Below are 19476 nucleotides of genomic sequence, written 5' to 3'. Positions count from 1 at the left end.
CTGGTCGACGGGGTGGGACCGGCGGGGTCGGGAGGTGGCCCGGAGCCTCGGCGACGCTCAGCGGCCCCGCCGCCACCCGCACCGCGGAACGGCGCGTCGACCGACGGCCGGCGACGACTGCGGACGACTGCGGACGACTGCGGGGGACGGTTCCCGGACCCGGGGACCCGGACGAGTTCAGCACGCGGAGGCGTGTCCGCACAAGACTCCGGGCCCCACCGGTTCGTCAGGTTCCCTGATGGAGGACCGGGTCACCGCCGACGGCCCCGTCCATCGTGCCCGGCGGGCGGGGGAGCGGCTGCTCCCCGGGTGGGGGTCCGTCGCGGTCCACGACGGACTCCCGCCCGGGGAACGACCGACCGGTGGGTCAGGCCTTGTGCTGCGCCCCGCTGCGCGCGGGGTTCCCCTGGTTCTCCGCCTTGGGGTCCACCAGGTCCTGCTTGGCGGACACGCCCTCGCGGATGCGCCGGCCGATCCCGGCGTCCACGGCGTCCCAGTAGGCGAACGCGCGGGTGAGGACCTGGTCGCTGACCCCGTTCAGCAGGTGCCCCACGACGTTGTCCACGAAGCGCTCGCGGGCCGCGTCGTCCATCACATCGCGCACCAGGGACCCGGCCTGCCCCCAGTCGTCGTCCTGCGGGTGCTGGACGTAGGCGGCGCGGACGGGTTCGCCGCCACCGTCCCAGCGGCCGGTGTGCCCGGCCCGCTCGGCGTCGGCGACCGGGCCGCCGTAGGAGTTCGGCGCGTAGACCGGGTCGCCGGGGTTGCTGTAGCGCATCGCGCCGTCCTTGGCGTAGCTGTTCACCGGGGACTGCGCCTGGTTGACCGGGAGCTGGGCGTAGTTCGCCCCGATGCGGTAGCGGTGCGCGTCGGCGTAGCTGAACATGCGGCCCAGCAGCATCTTGTCCGGGCTCACCCCGATGCCGGGGACCATGTTCGACGGCTCGAAGGCCGCCTGCTCGATCTCGGCGAAGTAGTTCTGCGGGTTGCGGTTCAGGGTGAGCTTGCCGACCTCGTGCAGCGGGTAGTCGCTGTGCGGCCACACCTTCGTGACGTCGAAGGGGTTGAAGCGGTAGTCGGCGGCGTCCTCGTCGGGCATGAGCTGCACGTACAGGGTCCACGAGGGGAACTCCCCGTCGCGGATGTGCTCGCTCAGGTCGCGGATGTGGTAGTCGGTGTCGATCGAGGCCATCTGGTCGGCCTCGTCCTGGGTGAAGAACTCGTTGCCCTGGTCGGTCTTGAACGTGTACTTCACCCAGGTGCGCTTCCCCTCGGCGTTGATCCACTGGAAGGTGTGCGACCCGTAGCCGTTCATGTGACGCCACGTGCGCGGGATGCCCCGGTCGCCCATCAGCCACGTCACCTGGTGCGCGGACTCCGGCGAGAGGGTCCAGAAGTCCCACTGCATGTCGTGGTCGCGCAGGTGGTTGTCGGCGCGCCGCTTCTGCGAGCGGATGAAGTCCTGGAACTTCATCGGGTCCTTGACGAAGAACACCGGGGTGTTGTTCCCGACGAGGTCGTAGTTGCCCTCGGTCGTGTAGAACTTCAGGGAGAAGCCGCGGGGGTCGCGCCAGGTGTCGGGCGTGCCGGACTCACCGGCCACGGTGGAGAACCGGGCCAGGACGGGGGTCGTGGTACCCGGCTGGAACAGCGCGGCCCGGGTGTGGGCCGAGACGTCCCCCGTGACGCGGAACTCCCCGAAGGCCCCGCCGCCCTTGGCGTGCACGACGCGCTCGGGCACGCGCTCGCGGTTGAACTGGGCCATCTTCTCGATGAGGTAGGCGTCGTGCAGCAGGATCCCGCCCCCGGGACCCTGGGTCAGGGAGTGCTCGTCGCTGGCGACGGGGATGCCGGCGTCGTTCGTCGTGGGCGCGCTCGCCGCGGTGGTTTCCATCTGCTCGGTCACGCCTTCGAGGATCGGCTCGTCCCCGGCGCCGCGCCACCGGGAGCGCGCGGCGTGCAGCCGACTCCCAGGGAAGCCCCCGGGCCCCGGGGGCTCCCGGCCCGTCCCGGCCCGTCCCGCTGCTAGCGTCCCCACGTCATGCCCCGCCTCGTCGACCACGCCGCGCGCCGGCGCGAGATCATCCACGTCACGTGGCGCCTCGTGGCCCGCCACGGCCTGGACTCGGTGACCATGCGGGTCGTCGCCGCCGAGGCCGGGTACGCCAACGGGGCCCTGAACCGGTACTTCGCGAGCAAGGACGACCTCCTGCAGGCCTCCTTCGAGTACGTGTACTCCCAGACGAACGAGCGGGTGCGGGCGGCGGTCGGGGACCGGCGCGGGCTGGCGGCGCTGCGGGCCTTCTGCCTGGAGGTCCTGCCGCTGGACGAGACGCGGGTGCTGGAGGCGCGCATCGCGGTCTCGTTCTGGGGGCGCACCGTGGCCGACGACCGCTTCGCCCGCGTCAACGCCGCGACCCTGCACGAGTGGCGCGGGGAGGTCGCGCGGTGGCTGGGGGAGGCGCGGGAGGAGGGGGAGATCGCCGGGACGGTCGACGTCGACGTCGCCGCGGGGCAGCTCCTGGCCTTCCTCATGGGGGCGCAGACCTTCGTGGTGGCCGACCGGCCCCTGCTCAGCGTGGACCAGCAGCGCGCGGCGCTGGACGCCCAGCTCACCCAGCTCACCCGCTGACCCGGCTGACGCGGCGACCGCCCGATCCCCCGTCGAGGTCTTCCCAGGACGGCCGGTCGTGTCCTAGGCTTTGCGTCTCCCGATGGAGACCAACGGAGGAGTTCCATGAGCACGGGCCACCCGCTGTCCTCGTTGACCGCCGACGAGATCACCGCCGTCCGCGAGGTGCTGGACGGGGCCGGTCTCGTCCAGGACTCCACGCGCTTCACCTACGTCGGGCTCGAGGAGCCCACGAAGGCGGAGCTGTCCGCCGGACGCCCCCCACGTCGCGCACGGGCCCTGCTGCACGACGTGCGGGCCGTCGCGGCCAAGGACGTCCTGGTCGACCTCACCGCGAGGTCGGTCCTGCGCACCGTCGACCTCGACGCCGCCGTCGACGGCCAGCTGCCCGTCCTGGACGAGGAGTTCGAGCTCGTCGAGCGGTTGCTGGCCACCGACGAGCGGTGGCTGGCCGCGCTCGCCGCCCGCGACCTCGACGTCGCCACCGTCCGCGTCGCGCCCCTGTCGGCCGGCGTGTACGAGTACCCCGAGGAGGTCGGCCGGCGCATCCTGCGCGGACTGGCCTTCGTCCAGGAGCACCCCGGCGACCTCGCCTGGGCGCACCCGGTCGACGGGCTCGTCGGGTACGTGGACGTCATCTCCCACGAGGTCACCCAGGTCCTCGACCTCGGCGCCGTCCCGGTCCCGCAGGGGTCGGGCAACTACGACGACCCGGCCGTGCGGGGTGAGTACCGCACCACGCAGAAACCCATCTCGATCACCCAGCCCGAAGGCCCCAGCTTCACCCTCGAGGGCGACCTGCTGCGCTGGGAGAACTTCTCCGTGCGCGTCGGCTTCGACGCCCGCGAGGGGCTGGTGCTGCACCAGATCTCCTTCTTCGACCGCGACCAGGACCGGGACCGGCCGATCGTCCACCGCGCCTCGATCGCGGAGATGGTCGTGCCCTACGCCGACCCCTCCCCGGTCCGCTCCTGGCAGAACTACTTCGACACCGGGGAGTACCTCGTCGGCCGCTACGCCAACGCCCTGGAACTGGGGTGCGACTGCGTCGGCGAGATCACCTACCTGGACGCCACCATCGCCGACGAGCAGGGCAACCCGCGGGTCCTGCCGAACGCGATCTGCATCCACGAGGAGGACTACGGCATCCTCTTCAAGCACACCGACCTGTGGGCGGGCAGCAGCACCGTCCGCCGTCAGCGCCGTCTCGTCGTGTCGTTCTTCACGACCATCGGCAACTACGACTACGGCTTCTACTGGTACCTCTACCTCGACGGCACCATCGAGTTCGAGGCCAAGGCGACCGGTGTGGTGTTCACGTCGGCCCACCCGGGCGAGGGGTACCCCTACGCCTCCGAGATCGCCCCCGGCCTGGGCGCTCCGTACCACCAGCACCTGTTCAGCGCCCGCCTGGACATGGCCGTCGACGGGTTCGAGAACTCCGTGGAGGAGATCGACGTCCAGCGCGTCCCGGTGGGCCCGGACAACCCGCGGGGCAACGCGTTCACCACCTCGGTCACCCCGCTGCGCACCGAGCTGGCCGCGCGCCGTCAGGCCGACCCGGCCAAGGCCCGCGTCTGGCACGTCTCGAACCCGGGACGGCGCAACGCCCTCGGGCGGCCGGTCGCCTACGCGCTGTTCCCCGAGGGGCAGCCGACCCTGCTGGCCGCCGACGACTCCTCCATCCAGCGCCGCGCCGGGTTCGCGACCGACCACCTGTGGGTGACGCAGTTCGACCCGGCCCAGCGCTACTCCGCGGGCGACTTCGTCAACCAGCACCACGGCGGGGCCGGCCTGCCCTCCTACGTGGAGCAGGACCGCGACCTGGAGGGCACCGACCTCGTCGTCTGGCACACCTTCGGGCTCACCCACGTCCCCCGCCCGGAGGACTGGCCGATCATGCCGGTCGATCACACCGGTTTCCGGCTCAAGCCCATGGGGTTCTTCGACCGCAACCCCACGCTGGACGTGCCCCCGTCGGCGGGGGCGCACTGCCACCGGGCCCCGTGAGGCGGTGACGTCGTGACCCCGCTCACCGCGGTGCACGTGGTGGCCGGGCTCGTCGGGCTGGCCGCCGCGCTGGCCGGGGTCCGCACCGCGCGCACCGCGGCGGTGGTCATGGGGGCGGCGATGGTGGTGTGCCTCCTGCACGGGTGCGGGGTCGCGGTCCCCTTCACCGTCGTCCCGGTCCTGACCCTGGCGAGCTGGGCCGTGGCCTGGGCGAGCGCGGCGGCCGCCCGCCGCAGCGGGGTGCCGAGCCCGGTCCCCCTGGACCTGCTGGCCACGGCCGCCCTGCTGTGGCTGCTGCCGGCCGCCGGCCACGCGAGCGGCCAGGACGGCGGCCCCGCCCCGCTCGTCGGCGGGGCCCACCTGCACGCGACCACCGGGCTCACCGGGGTCCTGGCCGTCCTCGTCGCGGGCGGGTGGCTGGTGGCGGCGGTGCTGCGCCGCGACCGCGGGGCGGGGCGGGTCTGCGGGAGGGCGATGGCCGCCAGCATGTTCACGACGGCCCTCGTGACGACCGTGCTCTGAGCCCCGCCCCTGCCACGGGGCGTGGCGTTCCGCATCCGTACGACTACGGATGCTGGGTGCTGCCCCCGGTGCTGGACTCCGGGCTTCCGAGGCCCGTCGTCGAAGGAGATCCCGTGGCCGAGTCGACCGAATCCCGCACGACCCCCGTCCTCCCGCGGCGCGGGGTGCTCCTGGGTGCCGCCGCGGCCACGGCCGTGGTGGCCGGCACCGCCGCGCCGGCCGAGGCGGCACCACCGCACCGGCGGCCCGCCGACCTGGTGCTGCGCGGCGGTCAGGTCCTCACCCTCGACGGTGCCGGACCCGAGACGGCGACCGCCCTGGCGGTGCGCGACGGCGTCGTCGTCCACGTCGGCGACGACGAGAGCGTGGCCCCCTTCACCGGCCACTGCACCCGGGTCGTCGACCTCGCCGGCCGCACGGCCCTGCCCGGCATCAACGACTCCCACCTGCACCTGCTGCGCACCGGGCTGGCCATGCCCCCGCGCACGATCGACGTCGGGGCCGGTGCCGGGGGCACCGTGGAGGCCGCCGTGGCCGCCGTGGCCACCGCGGTCGCGGCCGCACCCGCCGGCGGGTGGATCCGCGGCAAGGGCTGGAACGAGGACCTGCTCGGGCGCGCGCCCACCGCGGCCGACCTGGACGCGGTCTCCTCGGACAACCCCGTGGTCCTGCTCGACTGGTCCAACCACCAGCTCTGGGTGAACTCCGCGGCCCTGGCCCAGGCCGGGGTGGACGCCTCGACCCCGGTCCCGCCGGGCGGGGAGGTCGTCCTGGACCCCTCGGGCCGGCCCACCGGCGTCCTGCGCGAGACGGCGATGGCCCTGGTCAACGCCCACGTGCCGCCCTTCACCCGGGACGAGCAGCGCCAGGCCATCGAGGACGCCGCGGCCGCCGTCGTGGCCCTGGGCATCACCAGCGTCACCGAACCCGGGATCAGCGCGGTCGCCCGGGAGCTGTACGAGGAGCTGTCCCGGGCCGGGACCCTCCCGCTGCGCGTCACCGCCCTGCTCAGCCGCCCCGACGACACCTACCCGGTCGACGTCGCCGGCGTGCACGACGTCCTGCAGGGCAACGTGCCCGCCCGGGACGTGGACCCCCGCAGCTTCGCCGTCCGGGGGGTGAAGCTGCGGGCCGACGGGGTGCCCATCGCCAGCCGGACCGCGTGGATGCACGAGGAGTACGTCGGCGGGGGCCGGGGCAGCCTCGTCACGACGGGCGCGGACGAGGCCGCCAGGGTGGCCCAGCTCGCCGAGATGGTCCGCGTCGTGCACGAGACGGGGTACCAGATCGGGGTGCACGCCACCGGGGACGCCGCGATCGACGCCGTCGTCGCCGCGTTCACCGCCGCCCTGGAGGCCCCCGGTGACGCCGGCAGCCGGACGAACCGGGCCCGCCACTACGTCATCCACGGCGACTTCACCTCGCCGCCGACCCTGGCGGTCATGGCCGAGCACGGCATCGGGGTCAACCTCAACCCCGCCATCCGCGCCCTCATCGCCGACGGCCAGCCGGCCGTCGTCGGGCCCGAGCGCGCGGCCTACCAGGCCCCGTTCGCCGCGGCCCTGTCCGCCGGGGTGCCCACCGCGGCGTCCTCGGACTCGCCCAACGTCTCCTTCGACTGGCGGGCCGGTGTCGTCTCGGCGGTGCTGCGCGAAGGGGCCTCCGGGCAGGTCAGCGGCCCCGAGCAGCGCGTGGGGCTGCTGCAGGCGCTCGCGGCGTTCACGACGGCGGGAGCCTGGCAGGACCACGCCGAGCAGTGGAAGGGGCGGCTGGCCCCGGGGTTCGCCGGCGACGTCTGCGTCCTGGCCGAACGCCTCCTGGACGACGAGGGGGGCCCGGCGTTCCCCCTCGACCAGCTCCCCCAGGTGGGCATCGACCTCGTCGTCGTGGGCGGGGCCGTCGTCCACGACGCCACCGACCCCGCGCACCACCGCGGGCCGGTCCTGTCCTGGCAGCGGCACCCGCACCCCGGTGGGGTCTGCGCGGCGTGCTGAGCGGTCACCGGCCCCGGCCCCACCGGGCCCGCGGCCGGTGACCCGGGCGTCCCCCGGCGCCCCCGGTGGTCGGGGGACGGGACCAACGACCCTGCCGCGGGCCGCCCCGGCCGGTCGATCGTCGGGGGATGCACACCGTCAAGGCCCTGGAGCCCGCGGACTGCCGCCGGCTGCTGGGGACGTCCGGGGCGGGCAGGGTCGTGTTCACCCAGGACGCCCTGCCCGCGGTCCTGCCGACGCTCTACGTCGTCTCCGGTGACCGGTTGTGGTTCCCCGTGACCGAGCGGGGGCCCCTGCACCAGCACGTCGACGGCGCCGTCCTGGCCTACCACGTCGACCGCGTCGACCGGGGGGAACGCTCGGGCTGGAGCGTCACCGTGGTGGGGGCCTGCCACACCGTCGACCCCGCGCACGCCCCGGTCCGGGCGCACGGCCTGGCCCGTGGACCGGCCGGCCGGCTGCTGGCGGTGGAGATGGACCACCTCACCGGCCGTGAGCTGGGCCGGGCCGGAACCACCGCTCCCGCGCCGGCCCCGGGGTGGCCGGCGTGAGCCCGGCCCCGGGCCCGCCGGACCCCGGGCGGCTGAACGCCGACCGCTGCCGGCGGCTCATCGGCACCGGGGGCGTCGGCCGGGTCGTGTTCACGCAGGCCGCCCTGCCGGCCGTGGCGACGATGAACTTCGTCGTCCACGCCTCCCGCCTGTACTTCCGCACCGCGGCCGACACCGCGCTGGCCCGGTCGGTCACCGACGCGGTCGTCGCGTTCAACGTCGACCACCGCCCCCCTCCCGCGCCCGGGACCGAGCCCGGGACCGAGCCCGGGGTGGAGGCGGGGGTGGAGACGGGGTGGAGCGTCACCGTCACGGGCCGCTGCCGGAGGCTGGACGACCCGCCGCCGGAGGTCCGCGAGGCCCTGCGGACCTGGGCGCCGGGGGTGCGCGAGACGTTCTTCGCCCTCGACCTCGCGCTGCTGAGCGGCCACCGCACCCCGGACGGGTGACCAAGGTCCCTGCCGCGCCGCAGGCCCGGCCGACAGGGTGGTGGGACCGCGACCGCCGGGGGGGACCGGCGGTCGCGGTCCGGACCGAGGGACCCAGGAGGACGACGTGGACGCAGACGTGAGTGCAGACGCAGACGCAGCCGTGGACGCGGTGGGGGAGGCGCAGGACGGCGGTCCCGGCCCCGTCGTGGTCGGGATCGACGGGGTCGAGGAGTCCCGGGCCGCCCTGACCTGGGCCGCGACGGAGGCGGCCCGCCGGGGCACCTGGCTGCACGTCGTGCACGCCGCACCCCAGCCGGTGTACGGCGACGTGTGGACCGGTGGGTACGCCCCGCTCGTCCTGGAGGAGCTCGAGGCCGTGGCCCGCCGGACCGTGGAGGCGGCGGCCGAGGTCGCCCGGCAGACGTCGCCGGTGCGGGTCCGGACCCACGTCTCGCACGAGAGCCCCCGCAAGGCCCTGCTCACGGCCGCCGCCGGCGCCCAGCTCGTGGTCACCGGCGCTCGCCGTCGCGGCCGGGGGCACTCAGGCCTCCTGGGCGGCTTCGTGCTCGGGTCGACCAGCCTCTTCATCGCCTCCCGCACGCCCTGCCCGGCGGTGGTCGTGCGCGAGGAGCCCGCCGCGGGGGCGCGCGGCGTCGTCGTGGGCTGGGACGGCTCGGCGCAGGCGGAGGCGGCGCTGCGGTGGGCCGCGGACCGGGCGACCGCCACGGACGGCGACCTGCTGGTGCTGACGGTGTGGCGGGCCCCCGCCGACCGCGCCACCGGGTTCGACCCCGGGGCGTTCGAGGACGCCCGCCGGGCGGCCGGGGAGGACGTGGACCGGCGGGTCCAGGACGTCCTGGACCGGCTGCGGCGCGAGCACCCCGGTCTGCGGGTGCAGGGGCGGGGCGTGGAGGACACCGACCCCGGTGACGTGCTGCTGGCCGCCGCCGAGGACGCGGAGCTGCTCGTGGTCGGGGCCCGGGGGCACGGGGCCTTCGTCAGCGCCCTGCTCGGGTCGACCAGCCACGACGTCCTGCACCGGGCGACCTGCCCGGTGGTCGTGGTGCCCGACGCCGGGCGGGCCGCGGAGCACCGGGGCGGCGACCGGTCCGGCGCTCGCGCCTAGGCTGGACGGACCGACCGGAGAGGAGCCGCCGTGACCGCCATCGAGGTGTTCCTGCTCGACGACCACGCCGTGGTCCGGGCCGGGCTGCGCGCCGTCCTGGAGGCCGACCCCGGGCTGCGGGTCGTGGGGGAGGCGGGGACCGTCGCCGAGGCGGTGGAGGGGATCACCCTGACCCGCCCCGACGTGGCGATCCTGGACGGGCGGCTGCCCGACGGTTCCGGGGTCGAGGTGTGCCGCCAGGCCCGCCTGGTCTCCCCGGGCACGCGCACCCTGATCCTCACCTCCTACGACGACGACGAGGCGCTGCTGGCGGCCGTGCTGGCCGGGGCCGGCGGGTACCTGCTCAAGGAGATCGGCACCACCGACCTGGTCGGGTCGGTGCGCACCGTCCACGGCGGCGGCAGCCTGCTGGACCCGGCGGCGGTGGAGGCCGTGCGCCGGCGCCTGGAGGACCCGCTGGCCGCCGACCCGCGGCTGGCCGGGCTCACGCCGCAGGAACGGCGGGTGCTCAAGCTGCTGAGCGAGGGCCGCACCAACCGCCAGATCGGGCGCGAGCTGCACCTGGCCGAGAAGACCGTGAAGAACTACGTCTCCAACGTCCTGGCCAAGCTGGGGCTGCGCAGCCGGACGCAGGCCGCGCTGTTCACCACCGCCCCCTCGCGCGGGTGAGGGCGGCCGCGCGGGTGGGGACGACCGGTCCCGGGACGTAGGGCCCTGGGCCGGCGGGGGCGGCGGCGGCGATCCTGCACGACGTGACACTCCCGCGACCGGAAGGCCACCCGTGAGCCCCGCACCGACCACCCCGACCGCACCGACCGCCCCGACCCTGCCCGGGACGCTCGACGACGACGACCTGGCGTCGGTGGACGCCTGGTGGCGCGCCGCGAACTACCTGACCATCGGGCAGATCTACCTGCGGGACAACCCCCTGCTGCGCAGGCCGTTGCGGGCCACCGACGTCAAACCCCGGTTGCTGGGCCACTGGGGCACCAGCACCGGGCTGTCGTTCGTGTACGCCCACCTGTCCCGCCTCGTCCGGCACACCGGGCAGCAGACCCTCTACCTGGCCGGGCCCGGCCACGGCGGCCCGGCCCTGGTGGCCGCGAGCTGGCTGGAGGACACCTACGGGGACTGCTTCCCGGCGGTCACCCGGGACGAGGAGGGGATGCGCCGGTTGTTCCGGCAGTTCTCCTCCCCGGGCGGCATCCCCTCCCACGCCTCGGTCACCACCCCCGGCTCGATCCACGAGGGCGGGGAACTCGGCTACGTCCTGGTCCACGCCTTCGGGGCCGTCATGGACAACCCCGACCTGCTGGCCGTGGCCGTCGTGGGGGACGGGGAGGCCGAGACCGCGCCGCTGGAGGGGGCCTGGAAGGGGATCTCCTTCCTCAACCCCGCCCGCGACGGGGCGGTGCTGCCGGTGCTGGACCTCAACGGGTGGAAGATCTCCGGCCCGACCGTCCTGGCCCGCAAGGACCCCGCGCGGGTGCGGTCCCTGCTGGAGGGGCACGGGTACCACGTGCTGGAGGTCGGCGGGCACGACCTGCCCGGGATGCACCACCGGTTCGCCGCCGTCCTGGCCGAGGCCCACGAGCGCATCCGCGCCATCCAGCACCGGGCCCGCAGCGGGCAGGCCCCCGAGGGGGTCCCCGGGTGGCCCGTCGTGGTGCTGCGCTCCCCGAAGGGCTGGACCGGGCCCGGTGTCGTCGACGGGGTGCAGGTCGAGGGCACCTGGCGGGCCCACCAGGTGCCCCTGTCGGGGGTGGCGCAGGACCCCGCCCACCTGCGGCTGCTGGAGGAGTGGATGCGCTCCTACCGCCCCGGGGAACTGTTCGACGAGCAGGGCCGCCCCACCGCGCTCGTGCGGTCCAACGACCCCGAGGGCCCGCTGCGGATCTCGGCCACCCCCCACGCCAACGGGGGTCTGCTCACCCGCGACCTCGTGCTGCCGCCCACGGCCGGGTACGCCGTGGAGGTCGGGCAGCCGGGCGCCACCCGGGCCGAGTCGACGCGGAGGCTGGGGGAGTACCTGCGCGACGTCTACCGGGCGAACCCGACCACCTTCCGGCTGTTCTGCCCCGACGAGACGAACAGCAACCGGCTCGGTGCGGTGTTCGAGGCCAGCGACCGCACCTGGATGGAGGCCACCGCGGCCGGGGACGTCGCGCTGTCGCCGTCCGGCCGGGTGGTCGAGGTCCTGTCCGAGCACAACTGCCACGGCTGGCTGGAGGGGTACACCCTGACCGGCCGGCACGGGGTGTTCGCCACCTACGAGGCGTTCGCGATGGTCAGCGCCTCCCAGACCGTCCAGCACGGCAAGTGGCTGGAGGAGGCCGAGAACCTGCCGTGGCGGGCGCCGGTCCCCAGCCTGAACGTGCTGCTGACCTCGACGGCCTGGCGCAACGACCACAACGGGTTCAGCCACCAGGGGCCCGGGCTCATCCAGACCGCCCTGACCCAGCGCGCGGGGGTCGCGCGCGTGTACCTGCCGCCGGACGCGAACTGCCTGCTCGAGGTCGCCGACCACTGCCTGCGGACCCGGTCGCGGATCAACCTCGTCGTCATCGACAAGCAGCCGCAGCTGCAGTACCTCTCGACCGGGGCGGCCCGCGAGCACGTGGCCCGCGGGGCGAGCTGCTGGCCGTGGGCCGGCACCGACGACGGCAGCGCCGACCCGGACGTCGTGCTGGCCTGCGCCGGGGACGTGGTGACGATGGAGACGGTGGCGGCCGCGGAGCTGCTGCGGGACCGGTTGCCGCAGTTGCGGACCCGCGTGGTGAACGTCGTGGACCTCATGCGTCTGCACCGGCCCGCGGACCACCCGCACGGGCTGGACGAGTTCTCCTTCCGGGAACTGTTCACCGACTCCGTCGACGTCGTGTTCGCCTTCCACGGCTTCCCCGGGGCGGTCCACCAGCTCGTCCACGGCCGCCCCCGCGCCGACCGGTTCCACGTCCGCGGGTTCATCGAGGAGGGCACCACGACGACGCCGTTCGACATGGTCGTGCGCAACCGCGTCTCGCGCTACCACCTCGTCCTGGACGCGCTGGAGAACGCCTCCCGGCTGCCGGTGGGGGCCCAGGACCTGCGCCGCTGGTGCCTGGCCCAGCTGGAACGGCACCGGGCGTACGTCGTGGAGCACCTGCAGGACCTGCCCGAGGTGCGGGACTGGACGCCGGCCCCGCGGCAGACGGGTGCGCAGGTGACGGGCTGACCGGCTGACCCCCGGGTCCCGCGGACGGTGCGCGCCCGTCCGCGGGACCTTCGACCCTGGGCGCGCGCGCCCGCGGCGGGCACGGTGGGGCCGTGGACGCCCTCACCTTCGCCCGGCTGCAGTTCGGGACCCTCACCGTCTACCACTTCTTCTTCGTCCCGCTGACGATGGGGCTGGTCCCGCTGGTCGCGGGGTTCCAGACCGCCTGGTACCGCACCGGTGACGAGAAGTGGCTGCGGCTGGCCAAGCACTTCGGCAAGCTGTTCCTCATCACCTTCACCGTCGGTCTGGTGACCGGCATCGTCCAGGAGTTCCAGTTCGGGATGAACTGGAGCGAGTACTCCCGCTTCGTCGGGGACGTCTTCGGGGCCCCGCTGGCCATCGAGGGGATGGCGGCGTTCTTCGTGGAGTCGACGTTCCTGGGGTTGTGGGTCTTCGGCTGGGACCGCCTGCCCCGGCTGGTGCACCTGGCCTGCATCTGGGTGGTGGCCCTGGGCACGTGGGCCTCGGCGTACTTCATCCTGGCGGCCAACTCCTTCATGCAGCACCCCGTCGGGGTCACCTACGACCCGACGTGGAACCGCGCCCAGCTCACCGACATCGGGGCCCTGCTGACGAACTCCACGACGCTGGCGGCCTTCCCGCACGTCATCACCGGGGCGCTGGTCCTGGCCTCGACGGGGGTCGCCGCGCTCGGGCTGTGGTCGGCGGCGCGGTCGCGGCGGCAGGGGCGGGAGGACGACGCGCTGGCCTTCCGGGCCGCCGCCCGCGTCGCCATGGTCGTGCTGCTCGTCTCCGGTGCGGGGGTCGCGGTCTCCGGCGACGCGCAGGCGCGGTTGATGTTCGAGCAGCAGCCGATGAAGATGGCCGCGGCCGAGGCCCTGTGCGAGAGCGAGGACGGGGCGGGGTTCAGCCTGTTCGCCGTCGGGGACGTGGGGAACTCCTGCGACGTGCGGCAGGTGACCGTCCCCGGCGTGACCGCGTTCCTGGCCACGAACTCCTTCTCGGGCCACCTGGAGGGGGTGAACGACCTGCAGCGGCGGTACGGCGAACGCTACGGCGAGGGCGACTACGTCCCGGTCCTGCCCGTCACCTACTGGTCGTTCCGGCTGATGATCGGCTTCGGGGTGTTCAGCGCGCTGCTGGCCGTCGTCGGGTTGTGGACCACCCGCGCCGGCCGCCTCCCGCTGTCGCGGCGGGGGACCCGCCTGGCGCTGCTGGCGGTCCCCACGCCGTTCCTGGCCAACGCCTTCGGCTGGATCTTCACCGAGATGGGCCGCCAGCCGTGGGCCGTGGCCCCCAACCCGACCGGCCTGGACGCCGTCCGGATGCTGACCCGGGACGGGGTGTCCCCGGTCGGGACGGCGACGGTCCTGACCTCGCTGACGGTGTTCACGCTGGTGTACGGCGTGCTGGCCGTCGTGTGGTTCTCCCTCGTGCGCCGCTACGCCGCGCAGCCGCTGCCGGACGTCGACCCCGACGCCATCGGCCCGGCCGCCGACGACGACGCGCCCCTCACCTTCGCGTACTGACCCCCGGACCCGGAGATCGTCTCGTGGAACTCACCACCGTCTGGTTCGTCCTCATCGCCCTCCTGTGGACGGGTTACCTGGTCCTGGAGGGTTTCGACTTCGGCGTCGGGATGCTGCTGGCCCCGTTGTCGCGCGACGACACCGAACGCCGCACCCTGCTGGCCACGATCGGGCCGGTGTGGGACGGCAACGAGGTGTGGCTGCTCGTCGCCGGGGGCGCGACGTTCGCGGCGTTCCCCGAGTGGTACGCCTCGATGTTCTCCGGGTTCTACCTCGCCCTGCTCGTCGTGCTGGTCGCGCTCATCCTGCGGGCCGTGGCCTTCGAGTTCCGCGGCAAGGTGGACGACCCGGTGTGGCGGGCGCGCTGGGACCGGTGCATCGCCGTCGGTTCCTGGGTGCCCCCGCTGGTGTGGGGGGTCGCCTTCGCCAACCTCGTCCGGGGGGTGCCGATGGACGCCGGCCACCGGTTCACCGGAACCCTGCTGACCCTGCTGAACCCGTACGCCCTGCTCGGGGGGCTGGCCCTGCTGACCGTCTTCCTGGCTCACGGGGCCACCTTCCTGGCGCTGCGGACGCTGGGGGAGGTGCGCGCGCGCGCCGCCCGGGCCGGGCACGTGCTCACCCCGCTGGCGCTGGTCGTGGCCGGTTCGTGGGCGGTCGTCACCCAGGTCCGGTACGGGGCGCCGTGGACGTGGGCGGCGGTGGCCGTGGCCGCCGCGGGCCTGGCCGGTGCCGTCCTGGCCGGGCGCCGGCGCCGCGAGGGCCGGGCGTTCGCCGCGACGGCCCTCGCGATCGTCGCCGTCGTCGTCCTGGTGTTCGGCAGCCTGTTCCCGGCGGTGATGCCCTCCAGCACCGACGCCGCGTCCAGCCTGACGGTGGACAACGCCAGTTCCAGCCACTACACGCTGGTGGTGATGACCTGGGTGGCGGCGTTCCTCACCCCGCTGGTCCTGCTCTACCAGGGCTGGACGTACTGGGTCTTCCGCCGCCGCACCGGTGTGCACCACATCCCCGCCCCGGCCGGGTTGCCCGCCCGCACCGCCGGGCGGGGCTGACCGGTCCTGCGCCGACCGGTCCTGCGCCGACCGCCGGTATGCTGCCGGCCGCCCGACGAGGCCCCGCCAGGGGCGCCCGGTCCCGGAGGACAGCATGACCCCGCAGAACCCGCAGCAGCCGCGGACCCCCCAGGCCCCGCCGGAGGGCGGGGCCGAGGCCGGTGCGCAGCCGGCGGTGACCTTTCCCCAGGTGGGCCGCCTGGAGCTGGACGACCTGCTGGAACAGCTCATCGACCGCGCGCAGGACGTCCTGTCCACCCAGGGGCGGTTGCGGGGCCTGCTGGCCGCGACCAGCGCGATCAGCTCCGACCTGGACCTGCCCACGCTGCTGCGGCGCATCACCCAGGCCGCCTGCGACCTGCTCGGGGCGCGCTACGGCGCCCTGGGCGTGGTGGGGCCCGGGGGTGGGCTGAGCGAGTTCGTCGTCGTCGGGATCGACGAGGAGACCGCCCGGGGGATGGGCCCGCTGCCGCGCGGCGCCGGGCTGCTGGGCGAGCTGATCCGCCACCCGCAGCCGCTGCGGCTGCCCGACCTGTCCGCGCACCCCGCCGCCCAGGGCCTGCCGCCGGGGCACCCCCCGATGCGCTCGTTCCTGGGCGTTCCCGTCCGGGTGCGCGAGCACGTCTTCGGCAACCTCTACCTCAGCGAGAAGACCGACGGGGACCAGCGCCTGGACTTCACCGCCGAGGACGAGGAACTGCTGGTCGCCCTGGCCTCGGCGGCGGGTGTCGCCGTCGACAACGCCCGGCTGTTCGACGTCGCCGAGCGCCGGCAGCAGTGGCTGACCGCCTCGGCCGACATCATCCGCGACCTGGTGGGGGAGGAGGTCGCCCCGCTGCAGGCGGTCGCCGCCCGCGCCGTCCACGCGGCGGGGGCGGACCTGGCGGTCGTGGTGCGGGCCGACGAGCGCGACGGGTTCGAGGGGTTCGAGGGGTCTGGCGCGCCCGGTGACCTGCGCGTGGTGGTCACCGCGGGCACGGCGGGCACGGCGCTGCGCGGGACGCGGTGGGTGCCGGCGGGGTCGGCGGCCGGTGCGGCGCTGGCCCGGGGCGAGGGGGCCGTCTTCGCCGACGCCGCCGCGGCGGGGGTGGACACCACGGCCGCGGGGGTCCCCGAGGGGCCCGCGCTGGTCGTGCCGGTGGCCTCGGCCGGGGCCGGCCCCAGCGCCGTGTGCCTGCTGCGCGGGCGCGGGGGGCGCAGCTTCGACGCGCAGGACCTCGCGATGGCCGCCGACTTCGCCACCCACGTGGGCCTGGCGGTCGAACTGGGCCGGGCCCAGGCCGACCGGCGCCGGATGAGCATGCTCGACGACCGGGACCGCATCGCCCGCGACCTGCACGACCAGGTGATCCAGCAGTTGTTCGCCGGGGGGCTGCGGATGTCCGCACTGGCCTCGCGGACCCGGGAACCGGCGACCGCGGAGGCGTTGCGCGACCTGATCGACGCCGGTGACGAGACGATCCGCTCCATCCGGGGGACGATCTTCCGGCTGGAGAACCCGGCCGAGGACACCGACGCGGGCGCGGTGCTGCGCTCGCTGGTCGTGGAGTTCCAGGACGTGCTGGGCGTGCCGCTGGACCTCACCCACGACGGGCCCGCCGCCGTGCGGGTCCCCGACGGGTTCGCCGCGCACCTGCAGGCCGCGGTGCGCGAGATGCTCACGAACTGCGCCCGGCACGCCCGGGCCGGTTCCGTGCAGGTCCACTCCGCCGTCGGCGGGGGTGAGTTGTCGGTGACCGTCACCGACGACGGGGTGGGGACCGGCCCCACCACCCGGCGCAGCGGCCTGCGGAACCTGCGGGTCCGGGCCGAGGAGCTGGGGGGCCGCTGCACCGTCGTCTCCCCGGTCCGGGACGGGCGGGGCACGAGCGTGGAGTGGGTGGTCCCCCTACCGGGCTGAGGCGCCGGCCGCCGGGAACTCGAACACCAGACGGGCCGGCACCTTCCCCGACAGGACCTCCGCCATCGCCTCGTTGACCTGCTCCAGGGCCCGCGGTTCGGCGATGACCCGGGTGCGCCCCTCGGCGTGCAGCGCGAACACCTCGGCCAGGTCCCGGCGGGTCCCGACGATCGACCCGATGACGCTGATCCCCTTCAGGACCGTCTCGAAGATCGACAGGGTCATGCGCTCCTCGGCGGGCAGCGCCACGCAGATGAGCCGCCCGCCCCGGTTGAGCGAGGAGAACGCCTGCTCGAACACGCGGGGGGAGGCGGCCAGCACGACCGCCACGTCGGCCCCGCCCAGCTCCCGGACGGCCTCGACGGGGTCGACGTCGGCGGCGTTCACGGTGTGCGCGGCGCCGAGGTCGCGGGCCAGTTCCAGCTTCGAGCCCTCGACGTCGACGGCGATGACCGTCCCGCCCAGGATGCGGGCGTACTGCACGGCGAGGTGCCCCAGGCCACCGATGCCGAAGACGGCCACCTTCTCGGTGGGCACGATGCCGGCGACCTTCAGCGCCTTGTAGGTCGTCACGCCCGCGCAGGTCAGCGGGGCGGCGTCGAGGGGGTCGATCCCGTCGGGCACGGGCACGACGAACCGCGCGTCGGCGACGGCGTGCTCGGCGAAGGCGCCGTCGACGCCGTACCCGCTGTTGCGCTGCAGCTCGCACAACGTCTCCCGGCCGTCCACGCAGTACCGGCACTCCCCGCAGGCGTGGCCCAGCCAGGGGATGGCCACCCGGTCCCCGACGGCCCGGGCGGTGACGCCCGCGCCGAGCGCGGTCACGACGCCGACGCCCTCGTGACCCGGGACGAACGGGGGCACGGGCCGGACCGGCCAGTCGCCGCGCGCGGCGTGGAGGTCGGTGTGGCACAGGCCCGAGGCCTCGATGCGGACCAGGACCTGACCCTCGGCGGGGGTGGGGACCTCGCGCTGGACGACCTCCAGCGGGGCGGTGAACGACGTGACGACCGCTGCCTGCATGGCCGCGACCTCCTGTGGTGTGGGAACCGGACCGGTGCGGGACCCGGGAGGGCCCACCCGCAGGCTGCCGACCGGTCCGGCTGCGGGGCAGGGCAGAACGTCCCGTGCGGTGGGGGGACGAAAGTCCCCTCCCACCGGCCCGGGACGGCCCCTACCGTGACCGGACCCCCGAGCGGCGCGCCCGACGTGCCGCCCCCCGCAGCTCCCCGGAGGCGAGCCCGTGCCCACCCGTCCCCGTCCGCGCCCACCACCCTGCTGTCCCCGTCCTCGGCCGCCGTGGTCGAGGCCACGGCCGCGGTGGTGGCCCAGCACGCCGAGGAGGTCACGGCCCGCTTCTACCCGCGGATGTTCGCCGAGCACCCCGACCTGCTGCGGACGTTCAACCAGGCCAACCAGGCCACCGGGGAGCAGCCCCGCGCGCTGGCGGCCTCGGTGGTCGCCCACGCGGTGCACCTGATCGACCCGACCGCACCGTCCTTCGAGCACGTGCTGCGGCGCATCGCCCACAAGCACGTCTCCCTGGGCACCCGGCCCGAGCAGTACACGATCGTCGGCCGGCACCTGATGGCCGCCGTCGCCGAGGTCCTCGGGGAGGCCGTGACCCCGCAGGTCGCCGCCGCCTGGGACGAGGTGTACTGGCTGTTCGCCACCCAGCTCGTGGCCGAGGAGGCGCGGCTGTACGCCGCGGCCGGGGTCGACCCCGCCCAGCCGCTGCGCCCCTACCGCGTGGCGCGGCGGGTGCAGGAGACCGCCGACGTCGTCTCCCTGCTCCTGGAACCGGCCGACGGGGGCGCGGTGCCGCACGTCCCGCCCGGGCAGGACGTCTCGGTGGTCGTCGACCTGCCCGACGGGTCCCGCCAGCCGCGCCAGGACACGGTCTCCTCCACCCGGCAGGGGACGCGGCTGCAGATCACGGTCCGGCGCGTGCGCGGCGTGGGCGGCGCCCCCGACGGGCGGGTCTCCACGTTCCTGCACGAGCACGTCCAGCCGGGGACCTGCTGGAGCTGAGCGCCCCGGCGGGGGACTTCGTGCTGGACGACGACGAGGCACCCCTGCTGCTGGTCAGCGCGGGGGCGGGATCACCACTGTGCTGCCCGTCGTGGAGGCTGCCCGTCGTGGAGCACGTGGCGCGCACCCAGCCCCGGCGGCCGGTCGTCGTCGCCCACGCCGACCGCACGGCCGGTGACCACGGGCTGCGCGAGACGGTGCTGCGCGCCGGGCGGGAACTGGACGACTTCACCGCCTGGACCTGGTACGAGCAGGTCGACCCCGCCGACCCGGTGTCGCGGCCGGGGTTCAGGGACCTCGACGAGGTGCCGCTGCCGGCGGGGGTGCAGGTCTTCACCTGCGGGCCGCTGCCGTTCATGCGCCACGTCCGCGCCGGCCTGCTGGCCCGGGGGGTGCCGGCGGAGGACATCCGCTACGAGGTCTTCGGCCCGGACCTGTGGGCCCGCCGGCCGCCGGCCTGAGGTCCCCGGGCGCACGC

At 75.0% G+C, this 19476-nt stretch carries 14 protein-coding genes and 1 pseudogene; 13 read left to right on the top strand and 2 right to left on the bottom strand.

What is annotated here, in order from left to right; all coding sequences use genetic code 11:
• Positions 1–367 precede the first annotated feature (367 nt).
• Positions 368–1894, bottom strand: a complete 1527-nt coding sequence (locus AB2L27_RS06320; RefSeq protein WP_370440793.1) for a catalase — start codon at positions 1892–1894, stop codon at positions 368–370.
• Positions 1895–2041: 147 nt separating this feature from the next.
• On the opposite strand from AB2L27_RS06320, the gene AB2L27_RS06315 reads away from it, so the two are divergent.
• The 12 genes from AB2L27_RS06315 (at position 2042) to AB2L27_RS06260 (ending at position 16967) form a co-directional block, all read left to right on the top strand.
• The gene (locus AB2L27_RS06315) at positions 2042–2632 is read left to right on the top strand and encodes a TetR/AcrR family transcriptional regulator (protein ID WP_370440630.1); all 591 of its coding nucleotides are present in this window, start codon (positions 2042–2044) and stop codon (positions 2630–2632) included.
• Between the two features lie 105 nt (positions 2633–2737).
• A complete protein-coding gene (locus AB2L27_RS06310) occupies positions 2738–4642 on the top strand; it encodes a primary-amine oxidase (RefSeq protein ID WP_370440629.1) in 1905 nt (634 codons plus the stop codon).
• Positions 4643–4654: 12 nt separating this feature from the next.
• Entirely contained in the window at positions 4655–5164 is a 510-nt protein-coding gene (locus AB2L27_RS06305; RefSeq protein ID WP_370440628.1) for a hypothetical protein, read from the top strand.
• Positions 5165–5277: 113 nt separating this feature from the next.
• Entirely contained in the window at positions 5278–7158 is a 1881-nt protein-coding gene (locus AB2L27_RS06300) for an amidohydrolase (protein WP_370440627.1), read from the top strand.
• A 128-nt stretch (positions 7159–7286) separates the two neighbouring features.
• Positions 7287–7709, top strand: a complete 423-nt coding sequence (locus AB2L27_RS06295) for a pyridoxamine 5'-phosphate oxidase family protein (protein ID WP_370440626.1) — start codon at positions 7287–7289, stop codon at positions 7707–7709.
• Positions 7706–8158 carry a pyridoxamine 5'-phosphate oxidase family protein gene (locus AB2L27_RS06290; RefSeq protein ID WP_370440625.1) on the top strand — a complete coding sequence of 151 codons (453 nt, stop codon included), beginning with the start codon at positions 7706–7708 and terminating at the stop codon, positions 8156–8158. Before AB2L27_RS06295 ends, AB2L27_RS06290 begins: the two co-directional genes overlap by 4 nt.
• 118 nt (positions 8159–8276) lie before the next feature.
• Positions 8277–9266, top strand: coding sequence for a universal stress protein (locus AB2L27_RS06285; protein WP_370440624.1), 990 nt, complete (start codon positions 8277–8279; stop codon positions 9264–9266).
• Between the two features lie 30 nt (positions 9267–9296).
• Complete coding sequence (locus AB2L27_RS06280) at positions 9297–9935, top strand: response regulator (protein WP_370440623.1); 639 nt, start codon at positions 9297–9299, stop codon at positions 9933–9935.
• Between the two features lie 157 nt (positions 9936–10092).
• Positions 10093–12480, top strand: a complete 2388-nt coding sequence (locus AB2L27_RS06275; RefSeq protein WP_370440792.1) for a phosphoketolase family protein — start codon at positions 10093–10095, stop codon at positions 12478–12480.
• Between the two features lie 92 nt (positions 12481–12572).
• On the top strand, positions 12573–14012 hold the full coding sequence (locus tag AB2L27_RS06270) for a cytochrome ubiquinol oxidase subunit I (protein WP_370440622.1): 1440 nt from the start codon (positions 12573–12575) through the stop codon (positions 14010–14012).
• A gap of 23 nt (positions 14013–14035) precedes the next feature.
• Positions 14036–15067 carry a cytochrome d ubiquinol oxidase subunit II gene (gene cydB, locus AB2L27_RS06265; RefSeq protein ID WP_370440621.1) on the top strand — a complete coding sequence of 344 codons (1032 nt, stop codon included), beginning with the start codon at positions 14036–14038 and terminating at the stop codon, positions 15065–15067.
• A 94-nt stretch (positions 15068–15161) separates the two neighbouring features.
• Complete coding sequence (locus AB2L27_RS06260) at positions 15162–16967, top strand: GAF domain-containing sensor histidine kinase (RefSeq protein ID WP_370440620.1); 1806 nt, start codon at positions 15162–15164, stop codon at positions 16965–16967.
• Here AB2L27_RS06260 and adhP read toward each other — a convergent pair.
• Positions 16956–17990, bottom strand: a complete 1035-nt coding sequence (adhP, locus tag AB2L27_RS06255) for an alcohol dehydrogenase AdhP (RefSeq protein ID WP_370440619.1) — start codon at positions 17988–17990, stop codon at positions 16956–16958. The two genes, AB2L27_RS06260 and adhP, sit on opposite strands and share 12 nt — an antisense overlap.
• A 252-nt stretch (positions 17991–18242) precedes the next feature.
• On the opposite strand from adhP, the pseudogene AB2L27_RS06250 reads away from it, so the two are divergent.
• Positions 18243–19459, top strand: a pseudogene (locus AB2L27_RS06250) (globin domain-containing protein).
• The last annotated feature ends 17 nt before the right edge of the window (positions 19460–19476 follow it).

The organism is Kineococcus halophytocola (genome assembly GCF_041276425.1).
Lineage (GTDB): Bacteria > Actinomycetota > Actinomycetes > Actinomycetales > Kineococcaceae > Kineococcus > Kineococcus halophytocola.
Note: the sequence above shows the minus strand (reverse complement) of the source record. Positions and strands in the feature narration are given on the sequence as shown.

Bases quoted from the DNA above. Each gene is read 5' to 3' on its own strand.
- AB2L27_RS06320 (WP_370440793.1), bottom strand. From the start codon at position 1,894: ATGGAAACCACCGCGGCGAGCGCGCCCACGACGAACGACGCCGGCATC.
- adhP (WP_370440619.1), bottom strand. From the start codon at position 17,990: ATGCAGGCAGCGGTCGTCACGTCGTTCACCGCCCCGCTGGAGGTCGTC.
- AB2L27_RS06315 (WP_370440630.1), top strand. From the start codon at position 2,042: ATGCCCCGCCTCGTCGACCACGCCGCGCGCCGGCGCGAGATCATCCAC.
- AB2L27_RS06310 (WP_370440629.1), top strand. From the start codon at position 2,738: ATGAGCACGGGCCACCCGCTGTCCTCGTTGACCGCCGACGAGATCACC.
- AB2L27_RS06260 (WP_370440620.1), top strand. From the start codon at position 15,162: ATGACCCCGCAGAACCCGCAGCAGCCGCGGACCCCCCAGGCCCCGCCG.
- AB2L27_RS06295 (WP_370440626.1), top strand. From the start codon at position 7,287: ATGCACACCGTCAAGGCCCTGGAGCCCGCGGACTGCCGCCGGCTGCTG.